This window comes from Pseudomonas sp. LH1G9 (assembly GCF_002949975.1).
Taxonomy (GTDB): Bacteria; Pseudomonadota; Gammaproteobacteria; order Pseudomonadales; family Pseudomonadaceae; genus Aquipseudomonas; species Aquipseudomonas veronii.
The window spans coordinates 6001133-6015862 of sequence record NZ_CP026880.1; the positions used below are offsets into that span (position 1 = coordinate 6001133).

At 54.2% G+C, this 14730-nt stretch carries 26 protein-coding genes; all 26 read left to right on the forward strand.

What is annotated here, in order from left to right; translation table 11 throughout:
* The first annotated feature begins 24 nt into the window (after positions 1-24).
* Positions 25-2130, forward strand: coding sequence for an elongation factor G (fusA, locus tag C5F70_RS27760; RefSeq protein ID WP_017848800.1), 2106 nt, complete (start codon positions 25-27; stop codon positions 2128-2130).
* Between the two features lie 30 nt (positions 2131-2160).
* The gene (gene tuf / locus C5F70_RS27765; RefSeq protein ID WP_017848801.1) at positions 2161-3354 is read left to right on the forward strand and encodes an elongation factor Tu; all 1194 of its coding nucleotides are present in this window, start codon (positions 2161-2163) and stop codon (positions 3352-3354) included.
* A 158-nt stretch (positions 3355-3512) separates the two neighbouring features.
* Entirely contained in the window at positions 3513-3824 is a 312-nt protein-coding gene (gene rpsJ, locus C5F70_RS27770) for a 30S ribosomal protein S10 (protein ID WP_003186070.1), read from the forward strand.
* A gap of 81 nt (positions 3825-3905) precedes the next feature.
* Positions 3906-4541 carry a 50S ribosomal protein L3 gene (gene rplC, locus C5F70_RS27775; RefSeq protein ID WP_007253310.1) on the forward strand — a complete coding sequence of 212 codons (636 nt, stop codon included), beginning with the start codon at positions 3906-3908 and terminating at the stop codon, positions 4539-4541.
* A 12-nt stretch (positions 4542-4553) separates the two neighbouring features.
* A complete protein-coding gene (gene rplD / locus C5F70_RS27780) occupies positions 4554-5156 on the forward strand; it encodes a 50S ribosomal protein L4 (RefSeq protein WP_003210082.1) in 603 nt (200 codons plus the stop codon).
* A complete protein-coding gene (gene rplW, locus C5F70_RS27785; RefSeq protein ID WP_002555488.1) occupies positions 5153-5452 on the forward strand; it encodes a 50S ribosomal protein L23 in 300 nt (99 codons plus the stop codon). Before rplD ends, rplW begins: the two co-directional genes overlap by 4 nt.
* Before the next feature lie 14 nt (positions 5453-5466).
* The gene (rplB, locus tag C5F70_RS27790; protein ID WP_003210080.1) at positions 5467-6291 is read left to right on the forward strand and encodes a 50S ribosomal protein L2; all 825 of its coding nucleotides are present in this window, start codon (positions 5467-5469) and stop codon (positions 6289-6291) included.
* Between the two features lie 16 nt (positions 6292-6307).
* Positions 6308-6583, forward strand: coding sequence for a 30S ribosomal protein S19 (gene rpsS, locus C5F70_RS27795; protein ID WP_002555486.1), 276 nt, complete (start codon positions 6308-6310; stop codon positions 6581-6583).
* A gap of 11 nt (positions 6584-6594) precedes the next feature.
* The gene (rplV, locus tag C5F70_RS27800; protein WP_003103908.1) at positions 6595-6927 is read left to right on the forward strand and encodes a 50S ribosomal protein L22; all 333 of its coding nucleotides are present in this window, start codon (positions 6595-6597) and stop codon (positions 6925-6927) included.
* 13 nt (positions 6928-6940) lie between these two features.
* Positions 6941-7627 carry a 30S ribosomal protein S3 gene (rpsC, locus tag C5F70_RS27805; RefSeq protein ID WP_003176422.1) on the forward strand — a complete coding sequence of 229 codons (687 nt, stop codon included), beginning with the start codon at positions 6941-6943 and terminating at the stop codon, positions 7625-7627.
* 12 nt (positions 7628-7639) lie between these two features.
* A complete protein-coding gene (gene rplP / locus C5F70_RS27810) occupies positions 7640-8053 on the forward strand; it encodes a 50S ribosomal protein L16 (RefSeq protein WP_003232424.1) in 414 nt (137 codons plus the stop codon).
* Entirely contained in the window at positions 8053-8244 is a 192-nt protein-coding gene (gene rpmC, locus C5F70_RS27815) for a 50S ribosomal protein L29 (protein WP_002555481.1), read from the forward strand. The genes rplP and rpmC overlap by 1 nt, the downstream gene beginning before the upstream one ends.
* Before the next feature lie 2 nt (positions 8245-8246).
* Positions 8247-8513 carry a 30S ribosomal protein S17 gene (gene rpsQ, locus C5F70_RS27820; RefSeq protein WP_003176419.1) on the forward strand — a complete coding sequence of 89 codons (267 nt, stop codon included), beginning with the start codon at positions 8247-8249 and terminating at the stop codon, positions 8511-8513.
* A 23-nt stretch (positions 8514-8536) separates the two neighbouring features.
* Entirely contained in the window at positions 8537-8905 is a 369-nt protein-coding gene (gene rplN / locus C5F70_RS27825; RefSeq protein ID WP_002555479.1) for a 50S ribosomal protein L14, read from the forward strand.
* A gap of 11 nt (positions 8906-8916) precedes the next feature.
* Positions 8917-9231 (forward strand): 50S ribosomal protein L24, encoded by a 315-nt coding sequence (gene rplX, locus C5F70_RS27830; protein WP_007896770.1) that lies wholly within the window; start codon positions 8917-8919, stop codon positions 9229-9231.
* Between the two features lie 22 nt (positions 9232-9253).
* Entirely contained in the window at positions 9254-9793 is a 540-nt protein-coding gene (gene rplE, locus C5F70_RS27835) for a 50S ribosomal protein L5 (RefSeq protein ID WP_003194642.1), read from the forward strand.
* Positions 9794-9806: 13 nt separating this feature from the next.
* On the forward strand, positions 9807-10112 hold the full coding sequence (gene rpsN / locus C5F70_RS27840) for a 30S ribosomal protein S14 (RefSeq protein ID WP_003176414.1): 306 nt from the start codon (positions 9807-9809) through the stop codon (positions 10110-10112).
* Positions 10113-10319: 207 nt separating this feature from the next.
* The gene (gene rpsH / locus C5F70_RS27845; protein ID WP_017848802.1) at positions 10320-10712 is read left to right on the forward strand and encodes a 30S ribosomal protein S8; all 393 of its coding nucleotides are present in this window, start codon (positions 10320-10322) and stop codon (positions 10710-10712) included.
* A gap of 12 nt (positions 10713-10724) precedes the next feature.
* Positions 10725-11258, forward strand: coding sequence for a 50S ribosomal protein L6 (rplF, locus tag C5F70_RS27850; RefSeq protein WP_003176412.1), 534 nt, complete (start codon positions 10725-10727; stop codon positions 11256-11258).
* A 10-nt stretch (positions 11259-11268) separates the two neighbouring features.
* Positions 11269-11619, forward strand: a complete 351-nt coding sequence (gene rplR / locus C5F70_RS27855) for a 50S ribosomal protein L18 (protein ID WP_003186037.1) — start codon at positions 11269-11271, stop codon at positions 11617-11619.
* Positions 11620-11622: 3 nt separating this feature from the next.
* Positions 11623-12123 carry a 30S ribosomal protein S5 gene (gene rpsE, locus C5F70_RS27860; protein ID WP_003186035.1) on the forward strand — a complete coding sequence of 167 codons (501 nt, stop codon included), beginning with the start codon at positions 11623-11625 and terminating at the stop codon, positions 12121-12123.
* 2 nt (positions 12124-12125) lie between these two features.
* On the forward strand, positions 12126-12302 hold the full coding sequence (rpmD, locus tag C5F70_RS27865; RefSeq protein ID WP_003176408.1) for a 50S ribosomal protein L30: 177 nt from the start codon (positions 12126-12128) through the stop codon (positions 12300-12302).
* 3 nt (positions 12303-12305) lie between these two features.
* Positions 12306-12743, forward strand: a complete 438-nt coding sequence (rplO, locus tag C5F70_RS27870; protein ID WP_003176407.1) for a 50S ribosomal protein L15 — start codon at positions 12306-12308, stop codon at positions 12741-12743.
* Positions 12744-14072: a preprotein translocase subunit SecY gene (gene secY / locus C5F70_RS27875; protein ID WP_003176406.1), complete on the forward strand. Its 1329-nt coding sequence runs from the start codon at positions 12744-12746 to the stop codon at positions 14070-14072. It begins immediately after the preceding gene.
* 27 nt (positions 14073-14099) lie between these two features.
* On the forward strand, positions 14100-14216 hold the full coding sequence (rpmJ, locus tag C5F70_RS27880; protein ID WP_002555468.1) for a 50S ribosomal protein L36: 117 nt from the start codon (positions 14100-14102) through the stop codon (positions 14214-14216).
* A 129-nt stretch (positions 14217-14345) separates the two neighbouring features.
* Positions 14346-14702: a 30S ribosomal protein S13 gene (gene rpsM / locus C5F70_RS27885; protein ID WP_017848803.1), complete on the forward strand. Its 357-nt coding sequence runs from the start codon at positions 14346-14348 to the stop codon at positions 14700-14702.
* Positions 14703-14730 lie beyond the last annotated feature (28 nt).

Consider the following 14730-nt stretch of genomic DNA (forward strand, 5'->3'; position numbering starts at 1 on the left):
CGTCACTCAATTTGCGAGGGCTTTATGGCTCGTACTACACCGATTAATCGCTACCGTAACATTGGTATCGTTGCTCACGTGGATGCTGGTAAAACCACGACCACCGAGCGCGTCCTTTTTTACACCGGCAAAAGTCACAAGATGGGCGAGGTGCATGACGGCGCCGCGACCACAGACTGGATGGTTCAGGAGCAGGAGCGTGGTATTACCATTACTTCTGCTGCTATTACCGCCTTCTGGAAAGGTTCCGAGAAGCAGTACAAAGACGAGCACCGCTTCAACGTTATCGATACCCCAGGCCACGTAGACTTCACCATTGAAGTTGAACGTTCCCTGCGTGTACTCGACGGCGCTGTCGTTGTGTTCTGCGGTACCTCGGGTGTTGAGCCTCAGTCGGAAACCGTATGGCGTCAAGCCAACAAATACGGCGTTCCACGTCTTGTTTACGTAAACAAGATGGACCGTGCTGGTGCCAACTTCCTGCGCGTGATCGGTCAGATCAAGCAGCGTCTGGGTCACACTCCGGTGCCAATTCAATTGGCAATCGGTTCCGAAGATAACTTCCAGGGCCAGATCGATCTGATCGCCATGGAAGCCGTCTACTGGAATGACGCCGACAAAGGTATGGTTCCTGTTCGTAAGCCTATCCCTGCTGAACTGCAGGAACTGGCTGACGAGTGGCGTAACAACATGGTTGAGGCTGCTGCCGAAGCCAGCGAAGAACTGATGAACAAGTACCTCGAAGGTGAAGAACTCACCAACGCGGAAATCAAGGCCGCTCTGCGTCAGCGTACTATCGCTGGTGAGATCGTCTTGGCTGTTTGTGGTTCTTCCTTCAAGAACAAGGGTGTTCCCCTGGTTCTCGACGCCGTTATCGACTACCTGCCTGCTCCAACCGACATTCCTGCTATCAAGGGTACCAACCCTGATAACGAGGAAGAAGAGATGGAGCGTCACGCCGATGACAGCGAGCCGTTCTCGGCTCTGGCGTTCAAGATCGCAACCGACCCATTCGTGGGTACCTTGACTTTCGTCCGCGTTTACTCGGGCGTGTTGGCCTCCGGCGACGGCGTGATCAACTCGGTTAAAGGTAAGAAAGAGCGCGTGGGTCGTATGGTGCAAATGCACGCAAACGCCCGTGAAGAGATCAAGGAAGTGCGCGCTGGTGACATCGCGGCCCTGATCGGCATGAAGGACGTCACCACTGGTGAAACTTTGTGCGACGCTGCTAAGCCAATCATCCTGGTTCGCATGGACTTCCCGGAGCCGGTTATTTCGGTTGCCGTAGAGCCTAAGACCAAGGATGACCAGGAAAAAATGGGTATCGCTCTGGGCAAACTTGCTCAGGAAGATCCATCTTTCCGCGTCAAGACTGATGAAGAGACTGGTCAAACGATCATCTCCGGCATGGGCGAGTTGCACCTGGACATCCTGGTTGACCGGATGCGCCGTGAGTTCAACGTCGAAGCCAACATCGGTAAGCCTCAGGTTTCCTATCGTGAGCGCATCACGAAGAACTGTGAAATCGAAGGCAAGTTCGTTCGTCAGTCCGGCGGTCGTGGTCAGTTCGGTCACTGCTGGATCCGTTTTGCTCCTGCTGACGAAGGTCAGGAAGGTCTGCAATTCGTGAACGAAGTAGTAGGTGGTGTTGTTCCTAAGGAATACATCCCTGCTATCCAGAAGGGTATCGAAGAGCAGATGAAGAACGGTGTTGTCGCCGGCTATCCGCTGATCGGCCTGAAAGCAACCGTTTTTGACGGTTCTTACCACGACGTCGACTCCAACGAGATGGCGTTCAAGGTGGCTGCTTCCATGGCAACCAAGCAACTGGCCCAGAAGGGCGGTGGTGAGTTGCTTGAGCCAATCATGGCGGTAGAAGTTGTTACACCTGAAGACTATATGGGTGATGTCATGGGCGACCTTAACCGTCGTCGCGGCATGATCTTGGGTATGGAAGACACGGTTTCCGGCAAAGTGATTCGCGCCGAGGTTCCGTTGGGTGAGATGTTCGGTTATGCGACCGACGTTCGCTCCATGTCCCAGGGTCGCGCAAGCTACTCTATGGAATTCAAAAAATACAACACAGCTCCGGCGCACATCGCTGAAACTGTATCCAAAAAACAAGGCTGATTCAGTCCTTTAGGCAAGGAGTTAATTGTCGTGGCTAAAGAAAAATTTGATCGTTCCCTACCGCACGTCAACGTTGGCACCATCGGTCACGTTGACCACGGTAAAACCACTCTGACTGCTGCTCTGACTCGCGTTTGCTCCGAAGTATTCGGTTCCGCAATCGTTGATTTCGATAAAATCGACAGCGCACCAGAAGAAAAAGCTCGTGGTATCACCATCAACACTGCGCACGTCGAGTACAACTCGAAGATTCGTCACTACGCTCACGTTGACTGCCCAGGTCACGCTGACTATGTGAAGAACATGATCACTGGTGCTGCCCAGATGGACGGCGCGATCCTGGTTTGCTCGGCCGCTGATGGTCCGATGCCACAAACCCGTGAGCACATCCTGCTGTCCCGTCAGGTAGGCGTTCCGTACATCGTGGTTTTCCTGAACAAGGCTGACCTGGTAGACGACGCTGAGCTGCTGGAACTGGTTGAGATGGAAGTGCGCGATCTGCTGAGCACTTACGACTTCCCAGGCGACGACACTCCGATCATCATCGGTTCTGCTCGTATGGCGCTGGAAGGCAAAGACGACAACGAAATGGGCACCACTGCCGTTCGTAAACTGGTTGAAACTCTGGACAGCTACATCCCAGAACCAGTTCGTCTGACCGACAAGCCATTCCTGATGCCAATCGAAGACGTATTCTCGATCTCGGGTCGTGGTACTGTTGTGACTGGTCGTATCGAGCGTGGTATCGTTCGCGTTCAAGACCCACTGGAAATCGTTGGTCTGCGTGACACCACCGTTACCACTTGCACCGGTGTTGAAATGTTCCGCAAGCTGCTCGACGAAGGTCGTGCTGGCGAGAACTGTGGCGTACTGCTGCGCGGCACCAAGCGTGATGACGTTGAACGTGGTCAGGTTCTGGTTAAGCCAGGTACCGTTAAGCCGCACACCAAGTTCACCGCAGAAGTTTACGTTCTGAGCAAGGAAGAAGGCGGTCGTCACACTCCGTTCTTCAAAGGCTACCGTCCACAGTTCTACTTCCGTACTACTGACGTGACTGGTAACTGCGAATTGCCAGAAGGCGTTGAAATGGTAATGCCAGGCGATAACATTCAAATGACTGTTACCCTGATCAAAACCATCGCAATGGAAGACGGTCTGCGCTTCGCTATCCGTGAAGGCGGCCGTACCGTTGGTGCTGGCGTTGTAGCTAAAATCATCGAGTAAGCTCTTTTTTGAGTTAGCTTCGAGGTTTTGAAAAAGCCCCCGCTCAGCGGGGGCTTTTTTTATTGGGTTGACACCTATCTGGGGCGTCTATAGAATTGCGCCTCCTTTTAACGGGCGTATTGCGCTCGCTGGGAATAGCAGCCGGAGTCTGAAATCCAATGCAAAATCAGCAAATCCGTATCAGGTTGAAGGCTTTTGACCATCGCCTGATCGACCAATCCACCCAGGAAATCGTGGAAACCGCGAAACGTACTGGTGCTCAAGTGCGTGGTCCAATTCCACTGCCTACCCGTAAAGAGCGGTTCACCGTTCTGGTCTCCCCGCACGTCAACAAAGACGCGCGTGACCAGTACGAGATCCGTACTCATAAGCGCGTACTGGACATCGTCCAGCCAACGGATAAAACCGTTGATGCACTTATGAAGCTTGATCTGGCGGCCGGTGTGGAAGTACAGATCAGCCTCGGCTAAGACTTGGGTCTTAGTCGTGTAACGCTCTGAAATGGGCGGCCATAGCGGGTGAAAGCCCCGTACACTCATGAGGTTTACAACATGACTATTGGTGTAGTCGGTCGTAAATGCGGTATGACCCGTATTTTCACCGAAGAAGGTGTCTCCATTCCGGTCACGGTCATTGAGATCGAACCGAATCGCGTCACCCAGTTCAAAACTGAAGAAACCGATGGCTATCGTGCAGTGCAAGTCACTGTCGGCGAGCGTCGTGCTTCGCGCGTGACTGCTGCTCAAGCAGGTCACTTCGCTAAAGCAAACGTTGCAGCTGGTCGCACTGTTATGGAGTTCCGTCTTGAAGAAGGCGACTACCAGGCTGGCGATCTGATCAACGCTGAAATCTTCGCCGCTGGTCAACTGGTTGATGTAACCGGTCAGTCCAAGGGTAAAGGCTTCCAGGGTACGATCAAGCGTTGGAATTTCCGTGGCCAAGACAACACTCACGGTAACTCCGTTTCCCACCGCGTCCCGGGCTCTATTGGCCAGTGCCAGACTCCTGGTCGTGTATTCAAGGGCAAAAAAATGTCCGGTCATATGGGCGCTGAGCGCGTGACCGTGCAGTCCCTCGAAGTAGTGCGCGTCGACGCTGAACGCAATCTGTTGTTGGTCAAGGGTGCTGTTCCTGGCGCTACTGGCGGCAACCTGGTTGTACGTCCAGCGGCCAAGGCTCGCGGTTAAGGGGAAGCTGACATGCAATTAAATGTAAATGACGCTCAAGCGATCGAAGTTTCCGAACTGACATTTGGCGGCGAATTCAACGAGACGCTCGTTCACCAAGCAGTCGTGGCCTACATGGCCGGCGGCCGTCAAGGTAGCAAGCAGCAAAAGACCCGTTCCGACGTTCGTGGTGGCGGTAAGCGCCCTTGGCGTCAGAAAGGTACTGGCCGTGCTCGTGCCGGTACTATCCGTAGCCCAATCTGGCGCGGCGGCGGTACCACTTTCGCAGCTCGTCCGCAGGATCACACTCAGAAGCTCAACAAGAAGATGTACCGCGCAGCACTGCGCTCCATCCTTGCTGAACTCGTGCGTACTGATCGTCTGGTCGTGGTTCAGGACTTCGCTGTTGAAGCACCGAAAACCAAAGATCTGCTGAACAAGCTGAATGGCATGGGCCTGACTGACGTCTTGATCGTGTCTGAAGCTGTTGATCAGAACCTGTACCTGGCTGCTCGCAACCTGCCACACGTTGATGTACGTGACGTGCAAGGTTCCGATCCAGTTAGTCTGATCGCATACGACAAGGTGTTGATCACCGTGTCGGCCGTGAAGAAATTCGAGGAGCTGCTGGGATGAACCAGGAACGCGTATTTAAAGTTCTGCTTGGCCCGCACGTTTCCGAAAAGGCTACGGTTCTGGCTGACAAGAAAGGCCAGTTCGTTTTCAAGGTTGCAACTGACGCAACCAAGCTGGAAATCAAGAAGGCCGTCGAAAGCCTGTTCAGCGTGAAAGTAGAGCGTGTTACTACCCTGAATGTTCTGGGTAAGAGCAAGCGCACTGCTCGCGGTCTGGGCAAGCGTAATGACTGGAAGAAGGCAGTTATCTCCCTTCAGCCAGGCCAAGATCTCGATTTCAGCAGCAGTGCTGAGTAAGGAAGGGGTGCATCATGGCAATCGTTAAATGCAAACCGACTTCCCCTGGCCGCCGTTTTGTGGTCAAGGTGGTCAACCAGGAGCTGCATAAAGGCGCTCCTCACGCACCGCTGCTCGAGAAGAAATCGAAGACTGGTGGTCGTAACAACAATGGTCGCATTACCACTCGTCACATCGGTGGTGGCCATAAACAGCATTATCGTCTGGTCGACTTCCGTCGCAACGACAAAGATGGCATCGCTGCCACTGTCGAGCGTATCGAATACGATCCAAACCGTACTGCTCACATCGCTCTGCTGCTGTACGCAGATGGCGAGCGTCGCTACATCATCGCCCCTAAAGGCGTGAGTGCTGGTGACCAGCTGATCGCAGGTGCTCTGGCACCGATCAAGCCGGGCAACGCTCTGCAACTGCGTAACATTCCAGTTGGTAGCACCGTACACGGCATCGAATTGAAGCCAGGTAAAGGCGCGCAAATCGCTCGTTCCGCTGGTGCTTCGGCTCAGCTGATCGCTCGTGAAGGTGTCTACGTGACCCTGCGTCTGCGTTCTGGTGAGATGCGTAAAGTGCTGGCTGAATGCCGCGCGACCCTGGGTGAAGTCTCGAACTCCGAGCACAGCCTGCGTTCGCTGGGTAAAGCTGGTGCCAAACGCTGGCGTGGCGTTCGCCCAACCGTTCGTGGTGTTGCCATGAACCCGGTTGACCACCCACACGGTGGTGGTGAAGGTCGTACCTCTGGTGGTCGTCATCCGGTATCGCCATGGGGCTTCCCGACTAAGGGCGCGAAGACTCGTGGTAATAAGCGTACCGACAAAATGATCGTCCGTCGTCGCAAGTAAATAGAGGGATACGACAGTGCCACGTTCTCTGAAAAAAGGTCCTTTTATTGATCTTCACCTACTGAAGAAGATCGAAGTGGCGGCGGAAAAGAACGATCGCAAACCAGTTAAGACCTGGTCGCGTCGTTCGATGATCCTGCCACAAATGGTCGGTCTGACCATCGCAGTACACAACGGTCGTCAACACGTCCCAGTTCTCGTTAACGAAGACATGGTCGGCCACAAACTAGGCGAGTTTGCCGGTACCCGCACTTATCGTGGGCACGTGGCAGACAAGAAAGCCAAGCGTTAAGGGGTAAGGAAATGGAAGTAGCCGCTAAGTTGTCGGGCGCTCGAATCTCCGCCCAGAAAGCCCGCTTGGTCGCCGACCAGATCCGCGGGAAGAAGGTGGGCGAAGCGCTCAACCTGTTGGCTTTCAGCAGTAAGAAAGCCGCCGAGATCATGAAGAAAGTGCTGGAGTCGGCCGTAGCCAACGCCGAGCATAACGAAGGCGCAGACGTTGATGACCTGAAGGTCAGCACCGTTTTCGTCAACGAAGGGCGTTCGCTGAAGCGTATCATGCCGCGTGCCAAAGGCCGTGCTGATCGCATCGTCAAGCGGTCTTGCCATATCACTGTCAAGGTTGCTGACAAGTAACGGAGTCGAAGAGATGGGTCAGAAAGTACATCCCATTGGCATTCGCCTGGGAATCGTCAAGGAGCACACCTCCGTCTGGTACGCAGACGGTCGGACTTATGCGGACTATTTGTTCGCTGATCTGAAGGTGCGTGAGTATCTCCAAGACAAACTAAAAAGCGCGTCCGTAAGCCGTATCGATATCCATCGTCCGGCACAAACTGCACGTATCACCATCCACACCGCTCGTCCAGGTATCGTTATCGGGAAGAAAGGTGAAGATGTTGAGAAACTGCGTCAGGACCTGACCAAGCAAATGGGTGTGCCTGTGCACATCAATATCGAAGAGATCCGCAAGCCGGAGCTCGACGGTATGCTGGTTGCGCAGAGCGTAGCTCAGCAGCTGGAGCGTCGCGTCATGTTCCGTCGCGCTATGAAGCGCGCCGTACAGAACGCCATGCGTATTGGTGCCAAAGGCATCAAAATCCAAGTGAGCGGTCGTCTCGGCGGTGCTGAAATCGCACGTACTGAATGGTATCGCGAAGGTCGTGTGCCACTGCACACCCTGCGTGCCGACATCGACTATGCCAACTACGAAGCTCACACCACTTATGGTGTGATCGGTGTAAAGGTTTGGATCTTCAAAGGCGAAGTAATTGGTGGTCGCCAAGAAGAACTGAAACCACAAGCACCAGCGCCTCGTAAAAAAGCTGCTAAGTAAGGGGTACGCCAAATGTTGCAACCAAAGCGTACGAAGTTCCGCAAGCAGATGACAGGCCACAACCGTGGTCTGGCTCAGCGCGGTAGCAAAGTCAGCTTCGGCGAATTCGCGCTGAAGTCTGTAGCTCGTGGTCGTCTCACCGCTCGTCAGATCGAGTCAGCGCGTCGTGCTCTGACCCGTCACGTAAAACGTGGCGGCAAGATCTGGATCCGTGTATTCCCGGACAAGCCGATCTCCAAAAAGCCCCTCGAAGTTCGGATGGGTAAAGGTAAGGGTAACGTGGAATACTGGGTAGCCCAGATTCAGCCAGGCAAAGTCCTGTATGAAATCGAGGGTGTAACTGAAGAGCTGGCGCGTGAGGCTTTTGCCCTGGCTGCTGCAAAGCTGCCGCTCGCCACCGCCTTTGTTAAACGGACGGTGATGTGATGAAAGCGAATGAACTTCGTGAAAAATCCGCACAGCAGCTGAACGAGCAACTGCTCGGCCTGCTGCGCGACCAGTTCAATCTGCGCATGCAGAAAGCAACTGGCCAGTTGGGGCAGTCTCATCTGCTCTCGCAAGTTAAGCGTGACATCGCTCGCGTGAAGACTGTGCTCAACCAGCAGGCAGGTAAGTGATCATGGCTGAAGCCGAAAAGACTGTCCGTACGCTGACTGGCCGTGTTGTCAGCGACAAGATGGACAAAACCATCACCGTTTTGATCGAGCGTCGCGTTAAGCACCCGATCTACGGTAAATATGTTAAGCGTTCGACTAAGCTGCACGCGCACGACGAAACCAATCAGTGCCACATCGGCGACAAAGTCACTATTCGTGAAACTCGTCCGCTGGCCAAGACCAAGTCTTGGGCACTGGTTGATGTTCTCGAACGCGCTGTGGAAGTCTAAGGACTAGGGGTCGGAGAAATTATATGATTCAGACTCAATCCATGCTCGATGTGGCCGATAACAGCGGCGCTCGCCGTGTTATGTGCATCAAGGTGCTGGGTGGCTCCCATCGTCGTTACGCTGGTATCGGTGACATCATCAAAGTTACCGTGAAGGAAGCAATTCCTCGCGGTAAAGTGAAAAAAGGCCAAGTGATGACTGCTGTTGTAGTCCGCACTCGTCACGGCGTTCGCCGTGCAGATGGCTCCATTATCCGCTTTGATGGCAACGCTGCTGTTCTTCTGAACAACAAGCAAGAGCCGATCGGCACCCGTATCTTTGGGCCAGTGACCCGTGAACTTCGTACTGAGAAGTTCATGAAGATCGTCTCGCTCGCCCCAGAAGTGCTGTAAGGAGATCCGACATGCAAAAGATTCGTCGTGACGACGAGATCATCGTGATCGCCGGCAAAGACAAAGGTAAGCGCGGTAAGGTGCTGAAGGTTCTCGCTGACGACCGTCTGGTCGTCGGTGGTCTGAACCTGGTCAAGCGTCATACCAAGCCTAACCCTATGTCGGGCGTACAAGGCGGTATCGTCGAGAAAGAAGCGCCACTGCACGCTTCTAACGTCGCCATCTTCAACGGCGAAACCAACAAGGCTGACCGCGTTGGTTTCAAAGTAGAAGACGGTAAGAAAATTCGTGTCTTCAAGTCGACCCAAAAAGCGGTTGATGCTTGAACACTGCTAGGTAGATAAGACCATGGCACGACTACAAGAGATTTACCGGAAGGAAATCGCCCCCAAGCTTAAGGAAGAACTTAAGCTCGGGAACGTGATGGAAGTTCCGCGCGTTACCAAAATCACCCTGAACATGGGTCTGGGCGAAGCGATCGGCGACAAAAAAGTCATCGAGCACGCTGTTGCTGACCTGGAAAAGATCACCGGTCAAAAAGTCGTTGTGACTTACGCTCGGAAATCCATCGCTGGCTTTAAAGTCCGTGAAGGTTGGCCGATCGGCGTCAAAGTGACTCTGCGCCGTGAGCGTATGTACGAATTCCTGGATCGTCTGCTGTCGATCTCCCTGCCTCGGGTCCGCGACTTCCGCGGCCTGAATGCCAAGTCCTTCGATGGTCGTGGTAACTACAGCATGGGCGTGAAAGAGCAGATCATCTTCCCGGAAATCGACTACGACAAGATCGATGCTCTCCGCGGTCTGGACATCACCCTGACCACCACTGCCAAGAACGATGATGAAGGTCGCGCCCTGTTGCGTGCTTTCAAATTCCCGTTCCGCAACTGATTGGAGTAGGACCATGGCCAAGATGAGCATGAAAAACCGCGAGCTGAAACGTCAGCTCACGGTTGCCAAGTACGCCAAGAAGCGTGCAGCACTGAAAGCAATCATCGTTGATCTGAACGCAAGTCCAGAAGCACGTTGGGAAGCCACAGTAGCTCTGCAGAAGCAGCCACGTGACGCAAGCGCCTCGCGCATGCGTAACCGCTGCCGCCTGACCGGTCGTCCACACGGCGTTTACCGCAAGTTCGGCCTCGGCCGTAACAAACTGCGTGAAGCGGCAATGCGTGGTGACGTACCAGGTCTGGTTAAAGCCAGCTGGTAAGTACTTTCAAAGTCCGGACGGTCTGAATCGCAAGATACTGACCGCCGGTACCTTGAATCTGGAACAAGCCCCTTTTGGGGCTTGTTTCATTTCCGGAGTGTGTCTAGAATACCCGGCTCGCCTGAGCCCGTGTTTTCTATGCCCGGAGATACTCAGCGACATATGTAGCCGCAAGGCTAATTTTTTTGTATTAGGAGCGTCTAGCCCATGAGTATGCAGGACCCGTTAGCGGACATGCTAACTCGTATCCGTAATGCCCAGATGGCTGAAAAGTCCGTCGTAAGCATGCCATCTTCCACGTTGAAGGTAGCTGTTGCCAAAGTCCTGAAAGACGAAGGCTACATTGCGGGTTATCAGATCAGCAGCGAAATCAAACCACTGCTGTCCATCGAGCTGAAGTACTTCGAAGGCCGTCCGGTCATCGAGGAAGTGAAGCGCGTTAGCCGTCCAGGCCTGCGTCAGTACAAGTCCGTTGAAGATCTGCCGAAAGTTCGTGGCGGTCTTGGCGTGTCTATCGTCTCCACCAACAAAGGTGTGATGACGGATCGTGCTGCGCGCGCTGCCGGTGTCGGCGGCGAAGTTCTTTGCACTGTGTTCTAAGGGGGGATAAGCATGTCTCGCGTCGCTAAGAACCCCGTTAAGCTGCCAGCCGGTGTCGAAGTAAAATTCGCAGGCCAACAGCTTTCGGTGAAGGGTGCCAAGGGTACTCTTGAACTGAACATCCATTCGTCCGTTGAGATCGTTGAAGAAGCTGGTGAGCTGCGTTTCGCTGCTCGCAATGGCGATCAACAAACTCGCGCAATGGCCGGTACCACGCGTGCGTTGGTAAACAACATGGTCCAAGGCGTAAGCCAAGGCTTCGAGCGTAAGCTCCAGCTGGTCGGTGTTGGTTACAAAGCGCAAGCAAAAGGCACGGTTTTGAACCTGGCCCTTGGCTTCTCGCACCCAGTGGATTACGAACTGCCGGAAGGCATCACCGCTGAGACCCCTAGCCAAACCGATATCCTGATCAAGGGCATCGATAAGCAGCTGGTAGGTCAGGTGGCCGCTGAGATCCGCGACTTCCGTCCACCAGAGCCGTACAAAGGCAAAGGTGTGCGCTACGCGGACGAAGTCGTCCGTCGTAAAGAAGCCAAGAAGAAGTAGGGCATAGCAAATGACCGACAAAAAAGTTACTCGACTGCGTCGCGCTCGCAAAGCACGCCTGAAAATGCACGAACTCGAAGTCGTGCGTCTCTGCGTGTTCCGCTCGTCGCAGCACATCTACGCCCAGGTCATCTCGGCCGACGGCAACAAAGTCCTGGCAAGCGCCTCGACTTTGGATAAAGAACTGCGTGATGGTGCCACCGGCAACATCGACGCGGCCACTAAGGTTGGCCAGCTGGTCGCTACGCGTGCTAAAGCCGCTGGCGTCTCGCAGGTGGCTTTCGACCGCTCTGGCTTCAAGTATCACGGTCGCGTCAAGGCGCTGGCTGATGCTGCTCGTGAAGCTGGGCTGGAGTTCTAAGTTATGTCAAATAACGACCAAAAGCGCGACGAAGGCTACATTGAGAAGCTGGTTCAAGTTAACCGCGTAGCCAAAACCGTTAAAGGCGGCCGTATCTTCACTTTCACCGCGTTGACCGTGGTGGGTGATGGTAAAGGGCGCGTTGGCTTCGGCCGTGGCAAGTCACGTGAAGTGCCTGCTGCGATCCAGAAGGCAATGGAAGCTGCTCGTCGCAACATGATCCAAGTTGATCTGAACGGCACCACTCTGCAGTACGCAATGAAGTCCGCCCATGGCGCTTCGAAGGTGTACATGCAGCCTGCTTCTGAAGGTACTGGTATCATCGCTGGCGGCGCTATGCGTGCTGTCCTCGAAGTTGCTGGCGTTCAGAACGTTCTGGCCAAGTGCTACGGCTCGACTAACCCAGTAAACGTGGTTCACGCCACTTTCAAGGGTTTGAAAGCAATGCAGTCTCCTGAATCCATTGCCGCCAAGCGTGGCAAAAGCGTCAAGGAGATCTTCTGATCATGGCTACCGTTAAAGTAACGCTGATCAAAAGCATGACCGGCCGCATCCCTAACCACAAATTGTGCGTTAAGGGTTTGGGTCTGCGTCGCATCGGTCACACTGTAGAAGTCCAGGATACTCCCGAGAATCGCGGGATGATCAACAAGGCTTACTACATGCTGCGTGTCGAGGGTTAATCGATGAAACTCAATGATCTGAGTCCAGCGCCGGGTTCCCGTCGCGAAAAGCATCGTCCGGGCCGTGGTATCGGTAGCGGTTTGGGTAAGACTGGTGGCCGTGGCCACAAAGGTCAAACCTCCCGCTCCGGTGGCACCATTGCTCCAGGCTTTGAAGGCGGCCAACAGCCGCTGCATCGTCGCCTGCCTAAGTTCGGTTTCGTATCCCTGAAAGCCATGGACCGCGCAGAAGTGCGTCTGTCCGAGCTGGCTAAAGTGGAAGGCGACATCGTTACTGTGCAGACCCTGAAAGATGCCAACGTGATCAACGTCAACGTACAGCGTGTGAAAATCATGCTGTCCGGTGAAGTGACTCGCGCTGTCACTATCGGCAAGGGAATCGGCGCCACCAAAGGTGCGCGTTCGGCTATCGAAGCAGCTGGCGGCAAGTTCGAGGAATAAATGGCTAAGCAAGGTGCTCTCTCAGCGCTCGGCAAAGGCGGTATGTCTGAACTTTGGGCTCGTCTGCGTTTTCTGTTCCTGGCGATTATCGTCTACCGAATAGGCGCACACATCCCGGTTCCAGGTATCAACCCGGACCGACTCGCAGACCTGTTTCGACAGAATGAGGGGACCATTCTTAGCTTGTTCAACATGTTTTCCGGCGGCGCGCTGGAACGGATGAGCATCTTTGCACTGGGGATCATGCCGTACATTTCGGCATCGATCATCATGCAACTGATGACCGCCGTCAGCCCGCAGCTGGAGCAGTTGAAGAAGGAAGGTGAAGCTGGCCGTCGCAAGATTAGCCAGTACACCCGCTACGGCACTGTCATCCTCGCCCTGGTTCAAGCTATCGGCATGTCCGTTGGCCTGGCGGGGCAGGGTGTTGCGTTCACTGGTGACTTTGGCTTCCATTTCGTCGCGGTATCCACGTTTGTGGCTGGTGCGATGTTCATGATGTGGCTGGGTGAGCAGATTACTGAGCGTGGTGTTGGTAACGGTATCTCGATGTTGATTTTCGCAGGTATCGTCGCCGGTCTTCCGAGAGCGATCGGGCAGTCTTTCGAGTCTGCACGTCAGGGTGATATCAACATTTTCGCCCTGGTTGCCATCGGTTTGCTGGCAGTAGCGATTATCGGTTTTGTGGTGTTCATTGAGCGTGGCCAGCGTCGTATTGCTGTTCACTACGCCAAGCGTCAGCAGGGCCGCAAGGTCTTTGCCGCGCAGACCAGCCACTTGCCGCTGAAAGTGAATATGGCCGGTGTTATTCCGGCGATTTTCGCGAGCAGCATCTTGCTGTTTCCGGCTTCGTTGGGTACCTGGTTTGGTCAGTCTGAAAACATGGGCTGGCTGCAGGACCTCTCTCAGTCGATCGCTCCTGGTCAGCCGTTGAATATTCTGCTGTTTAGTGCAGGGATTATTTTCTTCTGCTTCTTCTATACGGCGTTGATGTTCAATCCGAAAGACGTAGCGGAAAACCTGAAGAAGTCCGGTGCCTTTATTCCGGGCATCCGTCCAGGTGAGCAGTCTGCACGCTACATTGATGGCGTTCTGACTCGTTTGACCCTGTTCGGTGCTCTATATATGACGGCCGTGTGCTTGTTGCCCCAGTTCCTGGTGGTTGCAGCAAACGTTCCGTTCTACCTTGGCGGGACCTCGTTGCTGATCGTGGTCGTGGTTGTGATGGACTTCATGTCCCAAGTACAATCGCACCTCGTTTCGCACCAGTACGAATCCCTGATGAAGAAAGCCAACCTGAAGGGTTACGGCAGCGGCATGTTGCGCTGAGTACCCATAAGGTTCGAGGAGTTGGTGATGAAAGTTCGTGCATCGGTGAAAAAGCTGTGCCGTAACTGCAAGATTATTCGCCGCGAAGGTGTTGTTCGAGTAATTTGCAGCGCGGAACCGCGTCACAAACAGCGCCAAGGCTGAGTGTGATCCGCTTGAAGCCCGGCAGCTAGTGCGCTGCCGGGTTGATTATTTGTTATTACAGCGATATTATCTCGCGCCCTATTTCTTGGCTTCCGGGGCGTAGGTAGCTGTCAATTGGAGTCCCACTGAATGGCCCGTATTGCAGGCGTTAACATTCCAGATAACAAGCACACTGTTATCTCGCTGACCTACATCTATGGTGTTGGTCGCACTACTGCGCAGAAAATTTGCGCGGTCGCTGGGGTAAACCCAGCCGCTAAGATCAAGGATCTGAGCGACGAGCAGGTTGAATTGCTGCGTGGCGAAGTGGCGAAGTTCACCACTGAAGGTGACCTGCGTCGCGAAATCAACATGAAAATCAAGCGTTTGATGGACCTCGGTTGCTATCGCGGTCTGCGTCATCGTCGTGGTCTTCCAGTACGCGGTCAGCGTACCAAGACTAACGCGCGTACCCGTAAAGGTCCGCGTAAGCCGATCCGCAAGTAATCGCCCCCGCGAATCGACAGGAAAATTA